The sequence below is a fragment of the Huijunlia imazamoxiresistens genome (assembly GCF_037132455.1).
GTDB lineage: Bacteria > Bacteroidota > Bacteroidia > Chitinophagales > Chitinophagaceae > Flavisolibacter > Flavisolibacter imazamoxiresistens.
The window spans coordinates 318,865-342,153 of the sequence record NZ_JBBBEI010000005.1; the positions used below are offsets into that span (position 1 = coordinate 318,865).

The window sequence follows — 23,289 nt, forward strand, 5'->3', positions numbered from 1 at the left end:
CCTCCCGTTTTTTCCACCATCCTTGAAAACTTATCCAGCTTCCCTGAAAACCGTTTTCATCCGTTTCCCTGTTGCATCGTTCCTTTTCTATCCTTTAAAAAATCACGGGCGTTCCGTATTCCCGATTGCATCATAAATCATTAACGCCTATAAGCTTCCCCTCTTTGCGAGGGGATTTTTATTTTAAGGGATGCCTGAATCTGCACAAGATTTGAAGTGGTTTCTGCCATGAAACGGAAACAGTGTGGACTTTTTGCCGTGATGTGTTTGCTGGCAGGCAGCGCGTTTGCCCAGGAGGACCGGATCGAGTCCGACCGTCCGGGCCAGACGCAGACGCCCGGGCTCACTTCCAAAGGCTACCTGCAGGTGGAAGCGGGCATCGAAAAGGACCAGGAACGGGACGGGGCATATATGCTCCGGCACCCGGAGGCTGTTTTGAAATTCGGCTTGTCGGACCGCTGGGAACTGCGGACGGAACTGACGTCTGAAACCTGGCGGGACAAGGTCGCCAAGGAGTATCACTACGGCCTGAAGCCGGTGGAAGTGGGCTTCAAGGCAAAGCTGGCCGAAGAAAAAGGCATGCGTCCCGCCACCTCATTGTATACCCTGGTGGGCCTTCCTGCCCTTGCTTCCCGGGACCACCGGGTGTCCCATGTGTTTCCCACCGTGCGCCTGCTGTTTAAAAACCAGCTCACCGGCAAGCTGGAGCTCGATTACAACATCGGCCCGGAATGGGACGGCGAGCAGGCGCAGCCGCAATGGCTGTATTCCGTGGACCCCGAATGGAAGATCGGGGAAAAATGGGAAGCCTTTTTGGAAGTGTTCGGCTACCTGCAAAAAGGCAAGGCACCGCAGCACCACCTGGATGGCGGGCTGGCGTATTTCCCCTCCAACGACCTGAAGATCGACCTGTTTGGCGGCAAAGGCATTTCGGCGGAAGCCCCGGACTATTTTATTTCCCTGGGCGTGTCGTTCCGCCTGCGGCCCTGACACTTCCCCGGAAGCCGGGTATACTTAAGAAGCGCTCCGGGAAACAGCGGCGCAAAGCGCCCGGAAATCCATTGCTTCATAGCTGTCGATAATGGTATCGGCCTGCCCCAGGTCGGCGGCTGCATGGGTGGTGGTGATGGCCACGCACGTCATGCCGGCGCTTTTGGCGGCCTGCACGCCGCTGGCGGCGTCTTCGAACACGATGCAGTCGGCGGCGGGTACCTGCAGGCGGTGGGCGGCCTTGAGGAAGATATCGGGGGCGGGCTTGCCGTGTTCCACTTCATTGCCGGTGACGATCACCTCGAAAAAGCGGCCCAGGCCGGTTTGTTCCAGCACCAGCTCGGTTTTGGGGCGGCGCGAGCTGGTGGCCAGGGCCAGCCTCAGGCCCTGCTGTTGCAGGCTTTCCAGCCAGGCTTCCACGAAGGGAATGGTCTGGATGCCGGTTTCCAGGGCGAATTCTTTAAAATACGCCATTTTCTGTTGCATGGCAGCATCCGCCTCGGCGCCCTCCAGGTGCAGCAGGGAGCTGACGACATCCGCGCTTTTTTTGCCCAGCAGGGGAAAGTACCGTTCAAAGGTCAGGTCGATGCCATAGTCGGCAAACAGCTTTCTCCAGGCTTCGTAGTCGGCCTGGGTGCTGTGGATCAGGGTGCCGTCCATGTCGAAAATGGCGGCGGTGAAGGCGGCTGTCGGCGTTTCTTCCAGAGCGGCAATGCTCCGAAGAGGGGCGGTGGTGGCTAATGAATTCTGCATGAATATGTTGTAGGCGCCGCAAAGGTAGTCAAATTCAGCCATTCGCCGGGAGCGCCGGAAAACGGGCGCCGGAAGAAAAATCAGGCTTTCGGCTTCCTATTTGTTTTTGCTTATTGAAAAGTAATGTATTTTGTACACATATTACTTTGGCCATGGTGAAAGAACCCCTGAAGCAACAACTGATGGAAGCCCTCCTGGACGCCCAGACGGATTCGGTGGTCTGGATGGTGCCGGTGTATGAAACCTTTGTTACCGGGGAGGGACCGGTAGTGGATTTTGAAACGCAGTATTGCAATCCCGCAGCGGCCGCACTGTTTGGCTGCAGCCACCTGCAGCTTATGGGCCGGCGCTTGCTGGCCTTTCCCCATGTCGACGAAAAGTTGCGCCGCCGCATCTTTGAACAGTGCGTGCAGGTATGGGAAACCGGCGCCTCTATGGAGTTTACCTACTACAATCCGTCCTGCGACGGTTATTACCACATACAGCGCAGCAGGGTACAGGAAGGGGTGCTGAGCATCATTCGCGACCGTACGGCGGAAGTGAAGGCGGAAAAGGAAAAGGAGCGCCAGGCCCAGTTGCTGCAGCATATCTTCGACTCCTCGCTGAACGGCCTGTGCACCTGTGCCGCCGTACGCGACGCTTCCGGGACGATCCGCGACCTGCGGTACGTTATGGTGAATGCGATGTTCAAAGAGCTGAACCCGGGTGCCCTCCAGGACGTAGTTGGGAAAACGATGCTGGAGCTGTTCCCCGCCTCGGGCGAAATTTTTAAAAAGTATTGCACCGTTTTTGAAACCGGCGTGCCGGCCCGCTTCGAAGCCCGTTATGCCCTGGGCGACATCGACTCGTGGTTTATGGTTTCCTGCGTCCGGATGGATGCCGATAACGTGGTGGTCACCTTTGCCGACATCACCGAACAAAAGAAGGCGGCCCTGGAGATGTCGGAACAAAAGACCATGCTCGACAACATCCTGAGGTATTCGGCCAACGGCATTTCGGTGACCGAAGTGATCCGCAATGCGGAAGGAGCGGTGGTCGACGGCCGCACCATCCTGGCCAACGAGGCCGCCATAGCCATTGCCGGCATTCCCCGCGACATTTACCTGAGTAAAACCGCCGAAGAGATCGTGCCGGGCATTATGCTGTCCCCCTACGGCCAGGCCTGCCTGGAAACCCTCCAAACGGGCAAACCCCAGGTGAGCCAGTACTTCCTGGAGCCCACCAGGCGTTGGATGGAGATCACCATTTCCTGCCTGGACCGCGACCATATCATCACCATCTTTACCGACATCACGCCCTTCAAGGAAGCCCAGATTTACCAGCAGCAGCTGATGGACGAACTGCAGCGCTCCAATGCCAACCTGGCCGAATTTGCCTATGCCGCCTCCCACGACCTGAAGGAGCCGATCCGCAAGATGAACATTTTTACCGACCGCCTGAAGCTGCGCCTGTCCGAGCGGCTCGACGGGGACGAAACCCGCCTGCTGGAAGGCCTCGAACGGGGCGCCCGCCGCATGAGCGTGCTGGTGGACGACCTGCTGGACTACTGCCACGTCAGCCGGGGCACCGAAAAGCAGGAGCTGGTAGACCTGAACGCCAAGCTGCGGGTGGTGCTCGACGAGCTGGACCTGTTGGTCCAGGAAAAAAGCGCCGACGTACAGGTGGGCGAGCTGCCCACCATCAAAGGCCGCCGCCAGCAACTGAAGCAGCTGTTCCAGAACCTGATCGGCAATGCCCTCAAATACAGCCGGGCAGGCACGGTTCCCCGCATTACGGTAACGGCCCGCCTGGTCAAAGGCAGTGAAACGGCAGGCAAAGCCACCGCCGCTGAAGGAGATAAGTCGTATCACCTGATAGAAGTGCAGGACAACGGCATCGGCTTCGACCAGCAGGATGCCGAACGGATTTTTAACATCTTTACCCGCCTGCACGGCAATACCGAGTATAAAGGGTCGGGCATCGGCCTGTCGATCGTGCGCAAGGTGGTGGAAAATCACCAGGGTTACGTCTGGGCCGAAAGTCTCCCCGGCGAGGGCGCCACCTTCCGGGTGCTGCTGCCGGCTTAACCTCACCCCCGGCCCTCTCCATTTGGAGCGGGGTGCTTAAATCAGAATGTTATCCTGCTGGCCGGAACAATGGGTTGCTTATTGATTATTGTGTATTGCTTATTGCAGCTCTTCTACCTCTTTTATTAAATCCCTGAAGATCATGGCGGCGGGCAGGGCTTTTGCCCGGGCGGCAGACTGGCCGGCCCAGAGGGTGGTCAGCTCCTTGTTGTTTTGCGCCTGCGAGAGCAGCCTGATTTTGGCTACCAGGCTGTTTTGTACGGGGTAGGCGGGAATGGCCAGGCCCGAACGTTCCACTTCGTCCATAAAGCGGTTGCGCAGGCCCCGGGCCCAGCGTCCCGAAAAGGCCCGGGTAAGGGCGGTGTCGGTATCGGCGGCATGCGCTAAAGCTTCCTTGTAGGCGGGGATGGCGGCGCTTTCGTCCGAAGCAATAAAAGCCGTTCCTATTTGCAGGCCTTTGGCGCCCATGATAAAGGCAGCTTTTGCCGTGGGCCCGTCGCAGATGCCGCCGGCAGCCAGCACGGGTTTCCGGGTGCGGCTGGTGATGCCCGTGAGCAGGGATACCAGGCCTACCTGCGGCAGGGGCCCTTCATCTAAAAAAGTGCCGCGGTGGCCGCCGGCCTCGATGCCCTGGGCGGTGATGATGTCGATGCCTTTTTCTTCCAGCAGGAGGGCTTCTTGGGTGGAGGTAGCTGTTCCGATCAGTACCGTTCCTTTTGCTTTCAGCGCCTGAATGCTTTCCTCATCCAGGTTGCCGAACGTAAAGCTGACGATGGGCACCTGTTCCTGCAGCAGGATGCCTATTTGTTCCCTATAGGAGTAAAACCGGAACGGTTCGAAGTCTTTTTCTGCAAAGGGCAGCCCGTATTGGGCGCACAGGCGTACCAGGAAGGATTTCATTTCCTGTACTTCCCCCTGCCGGGGCTCCGGTATGCCGTGGGCAAACAGGTTGACGGCAAAGGGCCTGTCCGTCCGTTCCCTTGTACGTCGGATCAGCTCGAGGGTTTTATCCGGCGACAGTCCGCCTACCGGCAGGGAGCCCAGTCCGCCGGCGTTGGCAATCTGCGCCACCATAGCGGGCGTAGTCACGCCCAGCATGGGCGCCTGTACAATGGGGTAGTCGATGCGGAGGGCTTCCGTGATTTCGTTTTTCCAGTTCATAAGAAAAGGCGGTTGCGGGTTTCGAAGGAGCGGGCGGATAGGGTAAATATACTTCAAAGACCTCACCCGTCCCGCCGAAGGCGGGACGGGTGAGGTGGAAACCCCGGAACATTTTTTACCTTCACTTCCTCAATCAAAACCATGCGTTCCACTTTCCTGTTTGCCTTCCTGTTGCTGCTAACGGTTCCTTCCTTTGCCCAGAAGAACGGCATCACGACCTTTTCCACCATTGACGCCCTGCTGTCGGGGATCTACGATGGTCCTTTTTCCCTTAAAGAAGTAAAGAAGGCCGGCAACATGGGCATCGGCACGGTCAACGGCCTGGACGGCGAGCTGCTGGTGTATAAGAACAAAGCCTACGCTATTAAATCGGACGGTGTTCCGTATGCGCTGCCCGACAGCGTAAAAGTTCCCTGGGCCACCATTACCCAGTTTAAGCCCGGCAAGGCGTTGCCCCTGCTGCCGGGCTGGAATTATGCCGCCTGCACCGCCCATATCGATTCGTTCCTGACCAGCCTCAATTACGGTTATGCCCTGCTGGTAGAAGGGACGTTCGAGCTGGTGAAAACCCGCAGTGTTCCCAGGCAGCAGCCTCCTTATGTAAAGATGACCGAGATCGTAAAGACGCAGCCCGTTTTTATGCTGGAACGGGTGGAGGGCATCATGGTAGGTTTCCGCTTCCCCTCGTTTGTCAAGGGCGTCAATGTTCCCGGGTATCACTTTCATTTCATCACCAAAGACCGGAAGGCCGGCGGCCATGTGCTGGATTTCAAAATCGCCAAGGCGGTGGTGCTGGTCGACCAGGCACTGCAGTTATCCACTATTTTACCGGAAGGAGAAGCGTTCCGGAACTTAAGCCTGGAAGAGGACCGGGAAGAAGAATTGAAAAAGGTGGAAAAGGGACAATAGATTGTTCGAATTATAAATCCGCGATTATGGATTCTAATTATTTGGAAAGCGTCATCAAGCAATTTGAGTATTATAAGTTACTGGGCGATAAGACCCTTGCCCGCATACCGGAAGAACAGCTGTTCTGGCAGTACAACAGCGACAGCAACAGCATTGCGGTGATCGTAAAGCATTTATGGGGCAATATGTTGTCGCGTTGGACCGATTTTCTGACTTCCGACGGGGAGAAGGAGTGGCGCCACCGCGAGGAGGAGTTTGACAACGATCGGCGCAGCAAGCAGGAAGTGCTGCGGCTGTGGGAAGAGGGCTGGAACTGCCTGCTTTCGGCCCTGCGGCCCCTGAAGGCCGAAGACCTGGATAAAATCATTTATATCCGTAACCAGGGGCATACCGTACTGGAAGCCATCAACCGGCAGCTGGCGCATTATCCCTATCACGTAGGACAGATCGTTTTTTTGGGAAAAATGATCTCCGACGGGCACTGGGAAAGCCTGAGTATCCCCCGGGGCGGATCGAAAGCGTATAATGCGGAAAAGTTTGCCGCCGAAAGGAAACGGGCACATTTTACCGATGAATTCCTCCATAACCCGGCAGGAAACCCGGACCGGGAACAGCAGCCCGGGGAAGAAAGCCGGTAAAATGATTGAAACATATAGATGGAACAGGCACCCTATGGAAAAGAAATTATTATTTGAAGAGGGAGCGTTTGCCCTCTGGCGGCATTCCGGTTTGACGGATGAAGCAAGGGCGTTCCTGCAACACATAGCGTGGGGGCAGAGCGGGCCCGTATACAACCACCGGAACACGGAGGAGCGGATAGGGCACCTGCACCGGCCCACGCTGATTTCCATTACCCGGCAGGGAAAAATGCTGGGTACGGCGGTTTTTTGTAATACCCCGGTTACGGCCGGTGAGCGCCGGTACAACAGTTATTATATCCGGTATTTTGCTGCCTCTAAGGAAATCAGGGGCCAGGGCATCATGAAGCGGTATGCGGAAAAGGTGATGACTGCTATCCGGGACCAGGAGCAGGAGAAGACCGTATTTTTTGCCTTCGTGGAAAAGGAGAATAAAGCCTCGTATACCTCAGTCCGGAATGCAGGCTACGAGCAGATCGGGTTGTTGAAAACACATGGTTTCAGCCGCTTTTTTCCAAGGAAAAACAAGGACATAGAGCAGGTGGCGACCGGGCCGGTGCGCCAGGAGCTGGAGGGCCTGCTGCAGCAGCAGTATACACAGCACGCCCTGGTCCAGTTCAATTCCATTTTCCTGAACAACAATTATTATGTGATCCGCGAAAAGGGAAAAGTCGTTGCCGGTTGCCAGTACCACCGGGTGCATTGGGTGGTGAACCAAATGCCCGGCCTGTTTGGTAAGATCGTCATGAAGGTGGTACCGCTGGTACCGGTACTGAATAAGCTATTTCATCCGAAGAAGTTTGAGTTCCTGGCATTTGAAGGGATTTTTGCGGCGCCGGGAAGCGAAAGCCGGCTCTTCGAATTATTTGAAGGATTGCTGGCCAAGGAAAAGCTGAAAGGGGCCATGTACTGGATGGATGAAAACTGCCCCGTACGCAAACGCTTGGAGGGCAGGGGGCGGAAGGGGTTGCTGCATGCCTTTGTCCGGGACTCGGAGGCGCTGATTATGGCATCCTTTACTCATTTGAATGAAACAGAGATCATGGATATCCAAGCACGTCCTCTTTATGTTTCCGCCTTTGATTTTATTTAAGCCGCTTTAACGGAGTGGCGCCGGGAATATTTTTATGCCGGAAGGAGGATAAAGCAAAAAGCCTTTCAGAAGAACTGAAAGGCTTTTTGTGCCCAGGACTGGATTCGAACCAGCACACCTCGCGGCGCCGCCACCTGAAGACGGTGCGTCTACCAATTTCGCCACCTGGGCAGGTTGCGTTTGGGAGTGCAAATATAGGGGAAGAGTTGAAACTGCAAGTATAATTTCAAAACTATTTTACCTGTAACAGAAAAAAATTCCGGCCGCGGGTAGAGGGATGGAACTTCCTGTACGGGTTCGCCGTCTATATCCATCTTTACATGGTTTATGTTTTTGCTTTTCCTATCGCATCCTTAGAAGAAATAAAGCGGGACAAAGTATCCGGAACAAAACGTTCTGCAAAACCGGCAATAAATGACCAAATGATCAATTTTGCATAGTCTATACTTGTTGAAGGCCGTTCATTTAAAAATGTTTTTATGCTTTTCCCTATTTCCTGAGAATCGGCGTGATCCGTAAATGCTGGAAATAAGCTGCCATCCAGCAACTTTCCCCGAACAAGGACATATAACAATAAAGCGAACAGGGCACCATTAAAGGCTGGGGTAAAGAGCCGGATGGAGCTTTGCGACAACTCTGAAACATTCATTATAGGATCGCCATCGCGGGATGTGCTCATAAAACGTTGTTGCATACTTAACAGGCCTCCCATTGCACCAAAGAACAGCACGAGTAAAAATGCTCCGGAAGGTAGTGCCAGGGAATGATTCACAGATGCGGTTGGGCGGTTGATCTGGAGGGATCCCTTTAGGGTAAGAAAATAATATATTATGCCAGTAAGGATGATAACAAATAAGCCTCCTATTATCGAATAGGTAACACGGTTAGAATTGCGTTTATGTAAAGCGTCGGTAACCGGTATAAGAGCATACTGCAGGTATATTTTTCCCAACAGGTATTCCATATCTGCTCTGAGAGCGCCTATCTCTGAGGGCTTGTCCTGATCGTTGCTCTTTTTCGACGAGCCTTCAAGATCTGGTGGCTTTGATGCCAGGTAGGCTTCATACTCTGCAAGTCCCACTATATCCCGGTATCTTAAACGCAGGTGCCAGACTTCCCGGGCCAGTCGTTCATCGGGTAAAAGCCGCGCTAAGGCTAACTCCAGTTTGTAAAGGTCTTTCCAGCGAAGGGAGTTCGTTTCTCTTTTCACTTTCAGGTCCGACAGGAATTTAAATGGATCTTTATGGGTCGGGTTTGATTTTTCCTCCCCGGTTGGGTTCGCTTTTTCCCTCTCGTAAAGCAAGTCTTCAATGGAAACCGTTAAGTTATCGAAATATAAGATGCCGTGCGGGGGGAGAGCGTCCACGGCGAGTTGCTTTTTATGTGCTTTGGTCTCCTTCCTGGGTTTATTTGTTTGCTGACTTTTGCCGATTGGGGTTTGATCCTTATTGGCGTTTTCCCCATTGTTGAAGACCAGGCTGTGTACATTGCTCATATGGTGATCGTTAGAATGGTTGTCTGGCAGCTCTATTGCCGGTTTGGCTATATTTCCCGGGATAAGCCTGCTGTGCTTGCAGTATCGCTAATATAAAAAGGTTTTAGACATCTTTATCCGCGAGAAACAGCTGGTACAGGTTTATGCTTAGGGTAAAAAAGCATGGCGCCGAGCTTTGCCGGAGTTCCGTTGCTGCAACTCTTTACCTGGAGAATAGAAGATAGGTAGGCGACAGGATACCCTAAAGCAAAAAGCCTTTCAGAAGAACTGAAAGGCTTTTTGTGCCCAGGACTGGATTCGAACCAGCACACCTCGCGGCGCCGCCACCTGAAGACGGTGCGTCTACCAATTTCGCCACCTGGGCAGGTTGCGTTTGGGAGTGCAAATATAGGGGAAGGATTGAAACTGCAAAGAAATTTTTTCAGTGTTAAAATATTTTTTGAGCAGGGGAGAAGGATGGTCGTTTTCCTTATTTGGTTTTCTTTGAATGCCTGAGCCATTTGGTTCCCTAGGTCAAAGCGTCCTTCCCCGGAATACAATTCGGGAGCACGTGTTCAGCTCTTAAGATAATGCTCTTCGGTAGGAGGCCAAGGTAGCCCTAAAAGCAAAAAGCCTTTCAGAAGAACTGAAAGGCTTTTTGTGCCCAGGACTGGATTCGAACCAGCACACCTCGCGGCGCCGCCACCTGAAGACGGTGCGTCTACCAATTTCGCCACCTGGGCAGGTTGCGTTTGGGAGTGCAAATGTAGAATTCTTTTGGAAACGACCAAATTTTTTTTCAGCTTCCTCCTTTTTTCTTCCAGCTCAGCATCAAAATACCCGCCACCACCAGCACCGTGCCCACCAACTGGCCGGGAAAGATCTGCTCGCCCAAAAAATAATGCGCCTGCACAATGGTGGAAACCGGGCCGATGCTCGATACGATGGCCGTATTGTTCGACCCGATCCGCTTCAGCGCCAGCGACAGCAAAAAGGACGGAATGACCGTCGCTATTACCGCCAGGGCAATACCGTACCACCACAGGGTGGCGCCGCTCTGTAAATCAGACCAGGGCCGGGAAAGGGCAAAGTGCACAAAAATGCCCGCCGTGGCGGCCATCATGGCGTAAGCCGTGAACTTGGTCGCCCCCACCTGCGGAATGATGCGCCCGCTGCCCACGATATAAAACGAATAGGTGATGGAACAAAGGAAAATAAGAAAGGAGCCCAGGAAAAAGTTGGGGTTCGACGTGTCGATCTGCAATTCGCCGATATAAGCCAGGCCGATGCCCGCATAGGTCAGCAGCAGGGCCAGCTGCTGGTTGCGGTGCAGGGGCTGCTTGTATACATACCGGTTGATCAGCAGGGCAAAGGTAGGGTAGAGGAAGAGGATCAGCCGCTCCAGCCCGGCCGAAATATACTTCAGCCCGATGAAGTCGAAAAGTGAGCTGAGGTAATAACCCATAATGCCCAGCCACAGGATCGCCAGCCACTGCCGGCCGCTCATCCGTACACCGGGCTCCTGGCGCCGCACCACCCAGGCCGTCACCACGTAAAAGGGCAGGGCGAACAGCATGCGGATGGTCAGCAGCGTCAGCGGGTCCACCTGTATCTGTTCAAAGGCCTTCTTAACGAAAATTGCTTTTGTGGAGAACAGCACTGCCCCCGCAAAAGCAATCAGGAAACCGCTAAAATTTAGCGTTTGATGTTTTTGGTTAGTCGTCAAAAAGTTTACAAGTTTACGAGTTTACAAGTTTACGAGTTGCTTCCAGGTCCGGACAACTCGTAAACCCGTAAACTCGTAAACTTGTATACTACTATAGATTAAACGGCTACATTAAAGTCACGCAGCGCATCATTGAGGCTGGTCTTCAGGTCGGTGCTGGCCTTGCGGGTGCCGATGATCAGGGCGCAGTTCACGTTGTATTCGCCGGCGGGGAATTTTTTGGGGTAGCTGCCGGGGATCACCACGCTGCGGGCGGGTACCACACCTTTGTATTCCTTGGGTTCGGGACCGCTCACGTCAATGATCTTGGTGCTTTGGGTCAGCACCACGTTGGCGCCCAGTACCGCTTCTTTTTCCACCCGTACGCCTTCCACCACGATGCAGCGGGAGCCCAGGAAGCAGCCGTCCTCGATAATTACCGGGGAAGCCTGCAGGGGTTCCAGCACGCCGCCGATACCCACGCCGCCGCTCAGGTGCACGCCCTTGCCGATCTGGGCGCAGCTGCCTACGGTAGCCCAGGTGTCCACCATGGTGCCTTCGTCCACGTAAGCGCCGATGTTCACATAGGAGGGCATCAGCACCACGTTCTTCGCCAGGTAAGCGCCATAACGGGCAACGGCATGCGGAACGGCCCGTACACCGATCTCCTTATAATTTTTCTTCAGCAGCATTTTGTCGTAAAACTCGAAGGGGGCCACATCCCATGTTTGCATAGGCTGGATGGAGAAGTACATCAGGATGGCTTGTTTTACCCATTCGTTCACCTGCCAGCCGTTCTCGGTAGGCTCGGCAACCCGCAGCTGGCCTTTGTCCACCAGGTCGATCACCGCGCGGATGTCGTCCTGAAACGTTTGGTGGCTTAACATCTGGCGGTTGCCCCAGGCTTGTTCAACAGACTCTCTTAATTTCATTTGTTGGTAATTTGTAATGTTTGTTAGGCATGGGTTCCTGTAACAGGACCCCACGGCTAAAATTTGTGCAAACATAGTTGAATTTGAAAATCGCCCAACTTTCGCCATCTTGCCGCAGCTTACGATCATGAAGATACTTGTACGTTTACCCAACTGGCTGGGCGATATGGTCATGGCGGCCGCCTTCCTCCGCGCCCTGCAGGAAGCCTATCCCGGGGCGGAGATCAGCGTGATCGCCAAAAAAGGCATTCACGGGCTGCTGCCCCTGTTCCCGGGTATAAGTCACCAGCACGTTTTCAGCAAGGACGCGTACCGCGGCTTTATGGGCCTGCTGCGCTTCGGGCGGAAGGTACGCAGGGGTGGCCCCTTCGACCTGTTTTTTTGCCTGCCCGACTCCTTTTCCTCGGCCCTGATGGGCTATGCCACGGGAGCGAAGAACCGCATCGGCTTTAAAAAGGAAGGCCGCAGCTTTTTGCTGACCCATTCCTATTCAAAGCCCCAAAGGGGCCACCGGGTGGAGGAGTACGTGTCGCTGCTGGAGCTGTACACCGGGAAAAAGGCTGCCCCGCCGCAGGTGCTGCTGCAGCATACCTATGCCCAAAAGGACCATATTGCCGTCAACATCAATTCCGAAGCGTCCTCACGCCGCCTGACGGTGCCGAAGGCCGTGGAGGTGATCGGACTGTTGCGGGAAAGCGTTACCGCCCCGCTGGTGCTGATCGGCGGACCGGGGGAAAAAGCGTTCGTAGAAGAGGTGTATGAAAAGCTGCCCCGCAAGGACGGCATCACCTCCGCCGCCGGCCGGACGGCGCTGCCCCAGCTGGCGGAGCTGCTGGCATCGGCCCGCCTGCTGCTCACCACCGACTCGGGCCCGGCCCACCTGGCCAATGCCCTGGGCACCCCTACCGTGGTGCTGTTCGGCGCCGGCAACGAGGCCAATACCGCTCCCTACAACAGCGGCCTGCGTACCATCATCCGGCTGGGCCAGCTCTCCTGCGAACCTTGTCTGAAAAACAAATGCCCCCTGTACGAGGTGCCGCAATGCCTCCAGCAACTGGAGTCCCGGCTGATAGTGGACCGGGTGAAACAGTCAATGGCCAATAAGCAATAAGCAATAGACAATATAATTATGAGCGAAATAAATTTTGACCAGGAAGTGGAAACAGCTCTCGAGGTTTTGCGTCGGGGCGGCACCATCCTGTATCCTACCGATACCGTCTGGGGCATTGGCTGCGATGCCACCAACGAGGCGGCAGTACGCCGGATCTTTGAGATCAAACAGCGCGAGGACAGCAAAAGCATGATCGTGCTGGTGGCCGGCGAGCGGGACATCATCCAGTACGTGGCGGCGCCGGACCTGGGCGTCTTCGATTTCCTGCAGCAGCAGGAGCGGCCGACGACCATCATCTTCGAGCAGGCCCTGGGGCTGCCCTCCAACCTGGTAGCTGCCGACGGCTCCATCGCCATCCGCATCGTCCGCGACGAATTCTGCCGCCACCTGGTGCGGCGCCTCCGCCGGCCGATCGTCTCCACCTCGGCCAACATCAGTGGCCAGCCCACGCCCCAGACCTTTGCGCAGATCGCCCCCGAGATCCGGGAAGCCGTGGACCACGTGGTGGGCTGGCGCCAGGACGACGAAACCGCCGCCCTTCCCTCGCAGATCATCAAATGGAACAACGATGGCACGCACGTTGTTATTCGCAAATAACAGTTTACGAGTTCACGAGTTTGCAAGTTTACGAGTTGCCGGCGCCCGTATGGAACTCGTAAACTCGTAAACTTGTAAACTCGTGAACTTTATCTTTGGACCATGGATATTCATCTAAGTGAACGGGAAGAAAAGGTATTTGAAACAGTGGCTGCGGCGGCAGAGCAGCTGCAGACGCCCTGTTACCTGATCGGCGGCTTCGTCCGCGACAAGATCATGGGCCGTCCTACCAAGGACGCCGATATTGTGTGCGTAGGCGACGGGCTGGAGCTGGCCAAGTGTGCCGCCAACCGCTTTCACCCGCATCCCAAGGTGAGCTATTTCAAGAACTTTGGCACCGCCTACTTCAAGCTCAGCGACGGCTTCGATGTCGAGTTCGTCGGTGCCCGCAGGGAAAGCTACCGCTACCATTCCCGCAACCCCGAGGTGGAGCCCGGCACGCTGGCCGACGACCAGAACCGCCGCGACTTCACCATCAACGCCCTGGCCATTAGCCTGAACCCGCAGGATTTCGGCAAGCTGCTCGATCCCTTCGGCGGCCTGCAGGACATCGACAAAAAGATTATCCGCACCCCCACCGACGCCAACCAGACCTTTTGCGACGACCCGCTGCGCATGATGCGGGCCGTACGCTTCGCCACCCAGCTGCATTTTCATATCGAAGAGCAAACCTTCGAGGCCATCTGTAAAAATGCCGCCCGCATCGAGATCATCTCGCAGGAACGCATAACCGACGAGCTGAACAAGATCATGCTCAGCGAAAAGCCCTCCATCGGCTTCAGCCTGCTGTTTCACAGCGGCCTGCTGCACTACATCTTCCCCCAGCTCGTGGACCTGGCAGGGGCCGAGTATATCGAAGGCAAAGGCCACAAGGACAACTTCTTCCACACCCTGGAAGTGCTGGACCATACGGCCGCCCGCTCCGGCGACCTGTGGCTGCGCTGGGCCGCCCTGTTGCACGACATCGGCAAACCCGCCACCAAGCGTTTCGAGGAACCCCACGGCTGGACCTTCCACGGCCACGAGGTGGTCGGCGGCCGCATGGTGCCCAAGATCTTCAACCAGCTGAAGCTGCCCATGGGCGACAACATGAAATATGTGCGCAAGCTGGTGGAGATGCACCTGCGCCCCATCAGCCTGTCGCAGGAAAATATAACCGACTCGGCCATCCGCCGCCTCCTGTTCGATGCGGGGACCGACTTCGACGACCTCATCCTGCTTTGCGAATCGGACATCACCACCAAGAACCGTAAAAAGGCCAAGCGCTACTTCGAGAACTTCGAGCTGGTGCGGCAACGCTGCCACGAATTGGAAGAAAGCGACCGCATCCGCAACTGGCAGCCGCCCATTACCGGCGAGCTGATCATGGAAACCTTCGGCATCGGCCCCTGCCGGGAAGTGGGCTTCATCAAAAACGCCATCAAGGAAGGCATCCTCGACGGCCTGATCCCCAACAACTACGAGGCCGCCTTCCAGTTTATGCTGGACAAAGGCCGGGAATTTAAACTGGAGCCGAAGACGGCCCAGTAGTTTGTGGTTCGTGGTTTGTAGTTAGCGTAACCCGAAGGGAGTGCGTTTGATGGTGGGAGCGGGGCGGAGGTCCGATGCGACAGCCGAACTCGTGAACTTGTGAACCCGTGAACTGGTGAACTGCCCGCTTTGTGACTGTAGCGCTTACAAATGAGCTTTACCCGTAACACGACAACCATGAACCACAAACCACGAACGACAAACGGTTTTTTCCTACTTTTGACTTTTCTCAACCGGATTACTACAAATGGCTATACTGAAATTCAGGGTTTATTTTGAAGAAGATGACAGTGTGTACCGCGACGTTGCCATCCGTCATACCCAGATCTTTTTTGAGCTGCACGAAGCGATCTTGAAAGCGTATGAGTTTGACAGCAAGCACGGCGCTACCTTTTACCGCAGCAACGACAACTGGCAGCGCGGGCGGGAAATTTCCCTGGAGAAGTATAACCGCCCCTACAAGGCGCCCCCGCTGCTGATGAAAGAAACGACCATCGGCTCGGAGATCAGGGACACCAACCAGAAATTCGTTTACGTTTACGACTTCAATAAGAACTGGACCTTCCTGGTCGAGCTGATCAACGTGTCCAAGGAAGAGAATCCCAAGCTGACCTACCCGGCTACCGTACGCAAGGAGGGCATCCCCCCCAGCCAGTACGGCACCCGCAGCCTGCTGGGCGAACGCTTTGCCGACGTAGAGGAAAAATACGACCTGGGCAAGGGCGCCGAGGGCTTTGGAGAGGAAGGCGACGACAGCGGCGACAGCAGCGACCAGGACGAGCAGGGCGAAGACGACCACCGCGAGGGCGGGGACGACTGGTAGATCCCCGGGATAAGGTATTGGTTCATTGGTTCATGGGGTATTGGGCCTTACTGCCCGCCTTTAATTATGCCCTGATGGCCGCGGGCCCAACTACCGAATATCCCAATTAACCAATTAACAAATTCCCAATTCCTTGACTGCTCCTTTAAAAACCGTCATTGTAATAGCCGGGCCAACCGCGGTAGGCAAGACCTCCGTGGCCATACAGGTGGCCCGGCGGCTGGGAACAGAGATCATTTCGGCCGACAGCCGGCAGTGCTACCGGGAACTGAACATCGGCGTAGCCCGTCCTTCGCAGGAAGAGCTGGCGGCCGTGCCCCACCATTTCATCGCTTCGCATTCCATCCACGACAAGGTCAACGCCGCCACCTTTGAGCAGTATGCGCTGGAAAAGGCTGCCCAACTGTTCCGGACACACGATGCCGTGGTCATGGTGGGCGGCACGGGGCTGTATATCAAGGCTTTTTGCGAAGGGCTGGACCTCATGCCCGAGGTGCCCGAAGCCGTGCGCTACGACATTGTCCGCGGCTACGAGCTGCACGGCCTGCCCTGGCTGCAGGAGCAGGTGCAGCAGGCCGACCCCGCCTATTACCAGGAAGGCGAGATCCTCAATCCCCGCCGCCTGATGCGGGCGCTCGAAGTGGTCCGGGCCACCGGCCGGTCCGTCCTGGATTTCCGCACCGGCCAGAAAGCCTCCCGCCCCTTCCGTACCCTCAAAATAGCCCTGCACCTGCCCAAGGAACAATTGCACCAGCACATCAATACCCGGGTGGACCAGATGCTGGAACAAGGTCTGCTGGAAGAGGTACGCTCCCTGCTGCCCGACCAGCACCTCAGCGCCCTGCAAACCGTGGGCTACCAGGAGCTGTTCGATTATTTCAACGGCAAAATGGGAAAGACCGAAGCGGTCGACGCCATTAAAACCAATACCCGCCGCTACGCCAAGCGGCAAATGACCTGGTTCCGCAAGGATGAAAGTTTTCAATGGTGGGAACCGGGCAATCGCGACGAGCTGATGGGCGCAGTGGAAGGGCTGCTGTAAGCCTGCTTTGGAAGAAAGCGGATGTGCGGAAAAAAACTTTCGGCATATAGGGAGAAAAGTAATATTTTCCTGTCCAGTTGCGTTTAAAATTTGGTTAAAGGCGTCCCTGAAAGTTGCTCCCTTCGGGGCAGGCCGGACCAGATCGCTCACCCCTTCAAAACCCATTTATGAAAAAATTAATTGTCGCTTTTTGCGCTACCCTCCTGATCGTCGCCGGTTGTAAAAAGGATAAGGATGAAGATGAGGAAGAGGTAGTTCCTACGGTCACCAGCCTGGCAGGAAATTATAAAGTCACCGAGTATACCTTCAAGTACAGGGGCCGGACGGTCAATTTCCTGGACTCCATGGAGGTCTGCAACCGGGATGATGTCATGACGTTGAAAACTGATAAATCCTATACCTGGTCCGATGCGGGCACCACTTGCAACCCGACCGGTAGCTTTGCCCCCGGCACCTGGGACCTGGCCACCAGCAAAAAGTTCCTCTGGGACGGGGATCTGTATGACCTGGATACCTATGACGGCAAAAGCCTGGTGATCAGCCAGACCGACATCGATTCCCTGGGCAACCTGGCCGTGGTGAAAGCGGCGTTCCAAAAGCAATAACCGACGTTCCACCTTTCCATAAAAAAAAGAGCTCTGGCCGAGCTCTTTTTTTATTTCCCGTTTTCCGGAATGCGGTTAAAATTTAAACCCGAAAGTAGTCAGCAGGCTGCCCGTAGCCGTCCGCAGGGAGGCGCCGCTGTAGGGGGCGCTTTCGAGGCGGTAAGGGAAGTGCACGTCCCTGGTCAGGGCATGAACATAGGTGAGGTCCATGAAAAAGCCCTTGTTGCGGTAGCCCAGGCCGCCGCTCAGGTTCAGCTTGCTGCCCTTTTCGCCCTGGATGTCCTTGTACGGGTTGCCGTAATAGGCGGCGCCGCCGCGGACCATGAAGGTGTTGAATTTCAGCTCGGCGCCCAGGCGGAAGTTGAAGGCCCCTTTGTAGGCGTTGTCCACGGCCTGGTTCACCGATTTGAGGTAGTCGGCCGTTTCGGTGTCGAGGCCGGTCTCATTTTCTTCGTGGAAGGCCGGCACTTTGTAATTGACGTATTCCAGGTCGGCGGTGATAAAGCCCCGCTGGCTGCTGACATCCTCTACCGATCCCATCACATAGGCGACGCTGCCGATGAAGCGGTAGGGCGTATTGAAGCTATAGCGGAACTGGGCCGGCGCATCGTTGGTCAGGAAACTGGACTCCTGGGTGTACACCTGTCCGGAAGAATCTTCCGGGTCGGTGCTGACGGTATAGTGCACATTGTCGGTGAGCCCGTACAGGGTGGGCGTATGAAAGGAGAGGCCCAGCCGCCATGCCTCCGAGGGGCGGAAGATGGCCCCCAGGCGGAGGTTCAGCCCCACGCCCTTGGTGGTCAGGTTCTCGGTGATGGTCGCCCGGTCAAACTTGTTCAGGCGGGTGGAAGTGTCCTGTTCGGTAAAGGCCGATTCCCGTTCGTAGCGCAGCACGGGCACACCCAGGGTGGCGCCCAGCATCACCTTGTCGTTCAGGTTGACGGCCCCGCCCAGGGCGAATTCACTGACGCCGCCGCTGGTTTTCAGCACCTGCTGCTGGTAAAGCCCGGAAGCATAGGGCGCCCGGCTTTGAAAGCCGGTTACCTGGCCGGAAGCACCGCGGATGGTATCGATCCAGTAGGTGTTGAAGGCCAGGCTGGCACCGTAAGGATAATCCTGGGCCACGCTGTTGGGGTCTTTGTTGGAGCCGATATCCTCGATAAATTTTTGGGCGTAGGAGCTTTGGTTGTTGAAGCCCCGGTACAGGATGTTGCTGTTGAAGTCGGCCATGCGGTTATAAGCCAGGCCGAAGGAGGTGTTTTTGACCTTGCCGCCCGGGTTGTCGGACCCGAAGACAAAGCCGGTGGCGCCCCAGTTGAACTTATTGTATTCGGCCGATTCGGTGCGGCCGCGGTAGGAGGCGCGGGTGCTGCCGAACTGCAGGATGGGGCTGAAGATCAGGTCGCCGGTGCGGTAAACGGCCAGGCCGGCGGGGTTGGTAAAGGCGGAGGTGATGTCGCCGCCTAGGGCGCCCATGGCGCCGCCGACGGCCTGCTGCCGGGCGGTGCCGCCCGGAACGGTCCAGGAAAAGCGTAACGCATCGGCCGGCTCCTGGGCATATAAAAAGGTGGAAATAAAGCCGGTGCCGAGTAATAAAAAGATCTTCTTCATAATCATTTTTTATACAGAATAAGGGTCATAGCCAGTTGGAATGGGAGGGGCAAAGATGCGAAAGGTGCATAAAGGCCGTTGCCTCCATGCACCTTCTTTGGTTTGGCTGTGCGTTAAAATCTTCTGACCGGGGCATTGCCGCCGCTGCTGCCGGAGTTACCGGAAGAAGAGCTGTTGCCCGAGGAGCTGGAATTGCTCGATGAAGAGCGTCCGGGGGTATACGAAGGGGAGGAGCTGCTGTTGTTGTTCGAGCTGTTCCCGTTAAAGACCCCCCTCAGGTCGGGACCGGCGCTGCGCCGGGGAGCAGCGTTCTGCCGGTCGTTGTTGGCCGGCTGCGAGTAGCTGCCCCGGTTGCCTGAAGCGCCGCGCGGCGTATTGTACACGCCCATGTTGCTGGTGCGCGGGCGGTTGTACGCCGGGCGGTAGGTGCCTCCGCCGATGACATTGTGGCCGCCGTAGTAGTACGGGCGGCTGTACCAGGTGCGGGGGTAGTAGCCGTAGGGGCTGCCGAAGTGGTTGTAGCCGTAGCCATAGCCATAGGGGTTGCCGTAGAAGGCATACGGGTTATAGAACGTATTCCAGTACGTATAGGAATTCCAGTAGCCGTGGGGGTTCCAGGCGGAATACGGGTTCCAGGGCGAGCCGAAATAAAGGCTCAGGCCGGAATAGCTGTTGAAGCCGTTGCCGTAATAGGGGCTATAGGAATAGAAGTCGTTGTAGTCCAGGGCCGACCACATCTGGCGGTTGCGCACCTTCATGCGCAGGTAACGGTCGTCCTCGTCTTCGTAGTTATAATAGCGGTCGTCGTCGTTGTTGCGCTGGCTGGGACGGTACTGGCGGTCGTCATTTTTTTCTACCCGGGCGTATTCTTCCTGCTGGGGCCGCGCCGGCGAGAAGTAGACATCATCGGGCGTTTGTCCTGATTTATAAGCGGTGGAGCAACTGGCTGCCGCAAATGCCAGGGCGAGGAAAGGTAGAAACGTTTTCATTTCAGATGATTTAAATCGTTTGGTTGGATATGCTACTTTTGCTGCTCCAAAATACTTGCCACCGGCAGTATCCGGAGCGGCGGTGCTGTTAAACAATAGACAAAAATACAAAGGGCTGAGTTGCACGCCGCAAAAGTTAAAATTCAAACCGAACAATAAAATATGAGCAAGGCAATCACTTCCCGTTCCCAGGATTACTCCCAGTGGTATAATGACCTGGTAATTAAAGGCGGCCTGGCCGATTACTCGGCTGTGCGCGGCTGTATGGTCATTAAGCCCTATGGCTTTACCCTCTGGGAGAACATGAGGGATGTTTTAGACAGGATGTTCAAGGATACCGGGCACCAGAACGCCTATTTCCCGCTTTTTGTGCCGAAAAGCCTGTTTGAGGCCGAAGAGAAAAACGCGGAAGGCTTTGCCAAGGAATGCGCCGTGGTGACCCACTACCGCCTGAAGTCGGACCCGAACAACAAGGCAAAGCTGGTGGTGGATCCCGAAGCCCGCCTGGAAGAAGAGCTGGTGGTGCGCCCGACCAGTGAAGCCATCATCTGGAATACGTACAAAGACTGGATCCAGTCGTACCGCGACCTGCCCATCCTGGTGAACCAGTGGGCCAACGTGGTGCGCTGGGAAATGCGCACCCGCCTGTTCCTGCGCACGGCGGAATTCCTGTGGCAGGAAGGCCATACCGCCCACGCCACGGCCGAAGAAGCGGTGCAGGAAACCCGCCAGATGCTCGACGTATACGCCAACTTCGTGGAAGAGTACATGGCCCTGCCGGTGGTACGCGGCGTGAAAACGCCCAACGAACGCTTCGCCGGCGCCGAAGACACTTATTGCATCGAGGCGCTGATGCAGGACGGTAAGGCCCTGCAGGCCGGCACCTCGCACTTCCTCGGCCAGAACTTCGCCAAGGCCTTCGAGGTGAAGTTCCTGAGCAAGGAAAACCGCCAGGAGTACGTTTGGGCCACCAGCTGGGGGGTAAGTACCCGCCTGATCGGCGCCCTGGTAATGGCGCACAGCGACGACGAAGGCCTCGTGCTGCCGCCCCGCATCGCCCCGCTGCACGTGGTGATCGTGCCCATTTTCAAAGGCGAGGAGCAAAAAGCGAAGATCGATGCCAAGGTGCAGGAGATCACCAAAGAACTGAAAGCTGCCGGCATCCGCGTGAAATACGACGACAACGACAATGCCCGCCCCGGCTGGAAGTTCGCCGAATACGAACTGAAAGGCGTACCGGTACGGGTAGCCCTGGGCGTTAGGGACCTGGAGAACAACGTGGCCGAAGTGGCCCGCCGCGATACGAAGACCAAGGAAAGCGTGTCCCTCGACGGCCTGGCCGGTCACATCCAGAACCTGCTGACCGAGATCCAGCAAAACCTGTTCAACAAGGCCAAAGCTTATCGCGACGAGCACATCACCGTGGTGGACAGCTGGGAGGAATTCCAGAAAGTACTGGACGAAAAAGGCGGCTTTGTATCGGCGCACTGGGACGGCACGCCCGAAACCGAGGACGCGATCAAGGAAAAAACCAAGGCCACCATCCGCTGCATTCCCCTGGACAATCCCCAGGAAGACGGCCAGTGTATCTTCTCCGGCAAACCGTCCACCCAACGGGTGTTGTTTGCAAGGGCCTATTAAAGCAGGTACGAAGTAGGGAAAGCATATCCTTTACATTATCCCAAAAGGCTGGCAGCGGAAACGTTGCCGGCCTTTTTTGTAAAAACCTCCCGGCACCTCATTTGCAGTATCCGGTCGGACGGCCGCATTCGTTTATTGCGGGCATTCCCCTTATTTTTAAGCAGACAAACCCTGAATTATGGAGCCTACACATTCCCCGGAACTTTTTTCCCTGACCATCGACCCGCAGACGAAGGCCCACCTGGTGGAAACGTCCAAATGGGCGCGGTTCCTGGCCATCGTCGGCCTGGCCCTGTCCGTTCTCATGGTGGTGGCCGCCCTGTTTTTTATGTTTTCATCTACAGGGCAGACGCCGGCCGAAGGGGAATACGGCAACACCTCCCTGCTGCAAAACGTAGGCGCCTATGCGCTGATCCCTATTCTCTTTTATGCCCTGGTTACCGTCTTTCCGCTGGTGTTTTTACTCCGGTTCGCCAACAAAATGCGGGCAGCCCTCTCCGGCAACGACCAACGGGTGCTCAATGAATCCTTCCACAACCTCAAGGCCTGCTTCCGCTACCTGGGCATCGTCACCATCATCGTCCTGGCCCTCTATATCCTGGCGTTCGTTCTCGGGATCTTCGGGTCGGTGGCCACGTCTTAAAAGTTCCTGAGTTCCTGAGTTTGCCTAACTCCGTTGAGAAAAAACGGGCATAGGAAACCTTTATGCTTTTTCCATCCAATGAACTCAGGAACTCAGAAACTTACTGCGTTGCCAAATAATTATAATCCTTCAACAACACTTCTAAAAACGCATACGGGTCGAGGGAGGTTTGAATGTTGAGGTGGTTTTGGATCTTTTCGGCGGCGTGGGCGGCCATGGAGCGGTCGTTGTGTCTTTTGGCGGTTTTGAGGATGTTTTTGAGGGCGTTGATATCCCGGTCGCTCAGCTGCATTACCTGCGGGAAAGAGGGCATATAGTCGGGGCCTATCTGCAGGAAGACGGTATCGTCGATGGAGGTGCGCTGGCGGGTCCGGATCAGGATGGTATGTCCCAGCAGGTCGCCGAGGCGCTGGTGCTTTTTGGAGGTGTTCACCAGGATCACGTCGGCGATCAGCAGGCCGAAGGCGGCGGCGGCCTTCCAGAAAAAGTCCAGGTTGTTGCGTTGCAGGGCGTCGTTGGCGCCGAGGATAAAGACCAAGGCCATGAAGTCGGAGGTGCGGATGAGCCAACGGATCACGAACTGGCTGTAGCTGGGCCGGCTTCCGTTTTCGTTCACGACGCGGATGCCCAGGATCTTTTTGCCGATGCTTTGCCCGTTCATGGTGGCCTCGCAAATGAGGTGGTAGGTAAAAAAGGGGATGATCAGCAGCAGCACCAGGGCCATGACCCGGGTGGGGTTGGCTTCGTCCGCCGAGATCCAGTTCAGGAAGCGGTAGGCCACGATGAGGTAAAAGATCAGCACGAATATGTCGATCAGCCAGGCCAGCAGGCGCTGGTGAAAGGGCGGCGCCTCGAACTCGAGGTCAAGGTTAAAAGATGTCTGGATCCGGATGTCGGACATGAACAAGGGTTGAAAGGAACAAGGTAGGAAAAAAACTTTCTTTAAAATGCCGTATTTTTCAAGCTAAAACCACCC

At 55.9% G+C, this 23,289-nt stretch carries 21 protein-coding genes and 3 tRNA genes; 13 read left to right on the forward strand and 11 right to left on the reverse strand.

Features of this window, described 5'->3' with window-relative positions; translation table 11 throughout:
- The first annotated feature begins 228 nt into the window (after positions 1–228).
- The gene (locus V9K67_RS08755) at positions 229–990 is read left to right on the forward strand and encodes a transporter (RefSeq protein ID WP_336721551.1); all 762 of its coding nucleotides are present in this window, start codon (positions 229–231) and stop codon (positions 988–990) included.
- 24 nt (positions 991–1,014) lie between these two features.
- On the opposite strand, the gene V9K67_RS08760 is transcribed toward V9K67_RS08755, so the two are convergent.
- Positions 1,015–1,743 (reverse strand): HAD family hydrolase, encoded by a 729-nt coding sequence (locus V9K67_RS08760; protein ID WP_336721553.1) that lies wholly within the window; start codon positions 1,741–1,743, stop codon positions 1,015–1,017.
- Positions 1,744–1,895: 152 nt separating this feature from the next.
- On the opposite strand from V9K67_RS08760, the gene V9K67_RS08765 reads away from it, so the two are divergent.
- A complete protein-coding gene (locus tag V9K67_RS08765) occupies positions 1,896–3,809 on the forward strand; it encodes a PAS domain-containing sensor histidine kinase (protein WP_336721555.1) in 1,914 nt (637 codons plus the stop codon).
- Between the two features lie 99 nt (positions 3,810–3,908).
- Here the strand turns inward: V9K67_RS08765 and V9K67_RS08770 are convergent, their stop codons facing one another.
- Positions 3,909–4,970 (reverse strand): NAD(P)H-dependent flavin oxidoreductase, encoded by a 1,062-nt coding sequence (locus V9K67_RS08770; protein WP_336721558.1) that lies wholly within the window; start codon positions 4,968–4,970, stop codon positions 3,909–3,911.
- A 141-nt stretch (positions 4,971–5,111) separates the two neighbouring features.
- Between V9K67_RS08770 and budA the strand changes: the two genes are divergently transcribed.
- The 3 genes from budA to V9K67_RS08785 are packed head-to-tail and all read left to right on the forward strand — an operon-like array spanning position 5,112 to position 7,610.
- On the forward strand, positions 5,112–5,879 hold the full coding sequence (gene budA, locus V9K67_RS08775; protein WP_336721560.1) for an acetolactate decarboxylase: 768 nt from the start codon (positions 5,112–5,114) through the stop codon (positions 5,877–5,879).
- Positions 5,880–5,905: 26 nt separating this feature from the next.
- Entirely contained in the window at positions 5,906–6,517 is a 612-nt protein-coding gene (locus tag V9K67_RS08780) for a DUF1572 family protein (RefSeq protein WP_336721562.1), read from the forward strand.
- Positions 6,518–6,551: 34 nt separating this feature from the next.
- The gene (locus V9K67_RS08785) at positions 6,552–7,610 is read left to right on the forward strand and encodes a GNAT family N-acetyltransferase (RefSeq protein ID WP_336721563.1); all 1,059 of its coding nucleotides are present in this window, start codon (positions 6,552–6,554) and stop codon (positions 7,608–7,610) included.
- Between the two features lie 89 nt (positions 7,611–7,699).
- Here V9K67_RS08785 and V9K67_RS08790 read toward each other — a convergent pair.
- The 6 genes from V9K67_RS08790 to V9K67_RS08815 form a co-directional block, all read right to left on the reverse strand.
- A tRNA-Leu gene (locus tag V9K67_RS08790) sits at positions 7,700–7,781 on the reverse strand.
- 154 nt (positions 7,782–7,935) lie between these two features.
- Positions 7,936–9,105 (reverse strand): hypothetical protein, encoded by a 1,170-nt coding sequence (locus tag V9K67_RS08795; RefSeq protein ID WP_336721564.1) that lies wholly within the window; start codon positions 9,103–9,105, stop codon positions 7,936–7,938.
- A gap of 282 nt (positions 9,106–9,387) precedes the next feature.
- Positions 9,388–9,469, reverse strand: a tRNA-Leu gene (locus V9K67_RS08800).
- A 276-nt stretch (positions 9,470–9,745) separates the two neighbouring features.
- A tRNA-Leu gene (locus tag V9K67_RS08805) sits at positions 9,746–9,827 on the reverse strand.
- 56 nt (positions 9,828–9,883) lie between these two features.
- Complete coding sequence (locus V9K67_RS08810; protein ID WP_336721565.1) at positions 9,884–10,810, reverse strand: DMT family transporter; 927 nt, start codon at positions 10,808–10,810, stop codon at positions 9,884–9,886.
- Positions 10,811–10,908: 98 nt separating this feature from the next.
- A complete protein-coding gene (locus V9K67_RS08815) occupies positions 10,909–11,721 on the reverse strand; it encodes a 2,3,4,5-tetrahydropyridine-2,6-dicarboxylate N-succinyltransferase (protein ID WP_336721566.1) in 813 nt (270 codons plus the stop codon).
- Between the two features lie 127 nt (positions 11,722–11,848).
- Between V9K67_RS08815 and V9K67_RS08820 the strand changes: the two genes are divergently transcribed.
- The 6 genes from V9K67_RS08820 to V9K67_RS08845 all read left to right on the forward strand — a co-directional run bounded on the left by V9K67_RS08820 (position 11,849) and on the right by V9K67_RS08845 (position 17,429).
- Complete coding sequence (locus tag V9K67_RS08820; protein ID WP_336721567.1) at positions 11,849–12,832, forward strand: glycosyltransferase family 9 protein; 984 nt, start codon at positions 11,849–11,851, stop codon at positions 12,830–12,832.
- Between the two features lie 18 nt (positions 12,833–12,850).
- The gene (locus V9K67_RS08825) at positions 12,851–13,429 is read left to right on the forward strand and encodes an L-threonylcarbamoyladenylate synthase (RefSeq protein WP_336721569.1); all 579 of its coding nucleotides are present in this window, start codon (positions 12,851–12,853) and stop codon (positions 13,427–13,429) included.
- Between the two features lie 102 nt (positions 13,430–13,531).
- Complete coding sequence (locus V9K67_RS08830; protein WP_336721570.1) at positions 13,532–14,959, forward strand: CCA tRNA nucleotidyltransferase; 1,428 nt, start codon at positions 13,532–13,534, stop codon at positions 14,957–14,959.
- A 247-nt stretch (positions 14,960–15,206) separates the two neighbouring features.
- Entirely contained in the window at positions 15,207–15,782 is a 576-nt protein-coding gene (locus V9K67_RS08835) for an IS1096 element passenger TnpR family protein (protein WP_336721573.1), read from the forward strand.
- 133 nt (positions 15,783–15,915) lie between these two features.
- Positions 15,916–16,824, forward strand: coding sequence for a tRNA (adenosine(37)-N6)-dimethylallyltransferase MiaA (miaA, locus tag V9K67_RS08840; RefSeq protein WP_336721575.1), 909 nt, complete (start codon positions 15,916–15,918; stop codon positions 16,822–16,824).
- A 167-nt stretch (positions 16,825–16,991) separates the two neighbouring features.
- Entirely contained in the window at positions 16,992–17,429 is a 438-nt protein-coding gene (locus V9K67_RS08845) for a hypothetical protein (RefSeq protein WP_336721577.1), read from the forward strand.
- A 75-nt stretch (positions 17,430–17,504) separates the two neighbouring features.
- Here the strand turns inward: V9K67_RS08845 and V9K67_RS08850 are convergent, their stop codons facing one another.
- Together V9K67_RS08850 and V9K67_RS08855 are read right to left on the reverse strand one after the other, a co-directional pair.
- Positions 17,505–19,040 carry an OmpP1/FadL family transporter gene (locus tag V9K67_RS08850; protein WP_336721578.1) on the reverse strand — a complete coding sequence of 512 codons (1,536 nt, stop codon included), beginning with the start codon at positions 19,038–19,040 and terminating at the stop codon, positions 17,505–17,507.
- Between the two features lie 113 nt (positions 19,041–19,153).
- Positions 19,154–20,029 (reverse strand): hypothetical protein, encoded by an 876-nt coding sequence (locus tag V9K67_RS08855; protein WP_336721581.1) that lies wholly within the window; start codon positions 20,027–20,029, stop codon positions 19,154–19,156.
- Positions 20,030–20,191: 162 nt separating this feature from the next.
- Between V9K67_RS08855 and proS the strand changes: the two genes are divergently transcribed.
- The gene (proS, locus tag V9K67_RS08860; RefSeq protein ID WP_336721584.1) at positions 20,192–21,670 is read left to right on the forward strand and encodes a proline--tRNA ligase; all 1,479 of its coding nucleotides are present in this window, start codon (positions 20,192–20,194) and stop codon (positions 21,668–21,670) included.
- Between the two features lie 178 nt (positions 21,671–21,848).
- Positions 21,849–22,313 carry a DUF5362 family protein gene (locus V9K67_RS08865; RefSeq protein ID WP_336721585.1) on the forward strand — a complete coding sequence of 155 codons (465 nt, stop codon included), beginning with the start codon at positions 21,849–21,851 and terminating at the stop codon, positions 22,311–22,313.
- Positions 22,314–22,413: 100 nt separating this feature from the next.
- Here V9K67_RS08865 and V9K67_RS08870 read toward each other — a convergent pair whose 3' ends face one another.
- The gene (locus V9K67_RS08870; protein ID WP_336721587.1) at positions 22,414–23,214 is read right to left on the reverse strand and encodes an RDD family protein; all 801 of its coding nucleotides are present in this window, start codon (positions 23,212–23,214) and stop codon (positions 22,414–22,416) included.
- Positions 23,215–23,289: the final 75 nt, after the last annotated feature.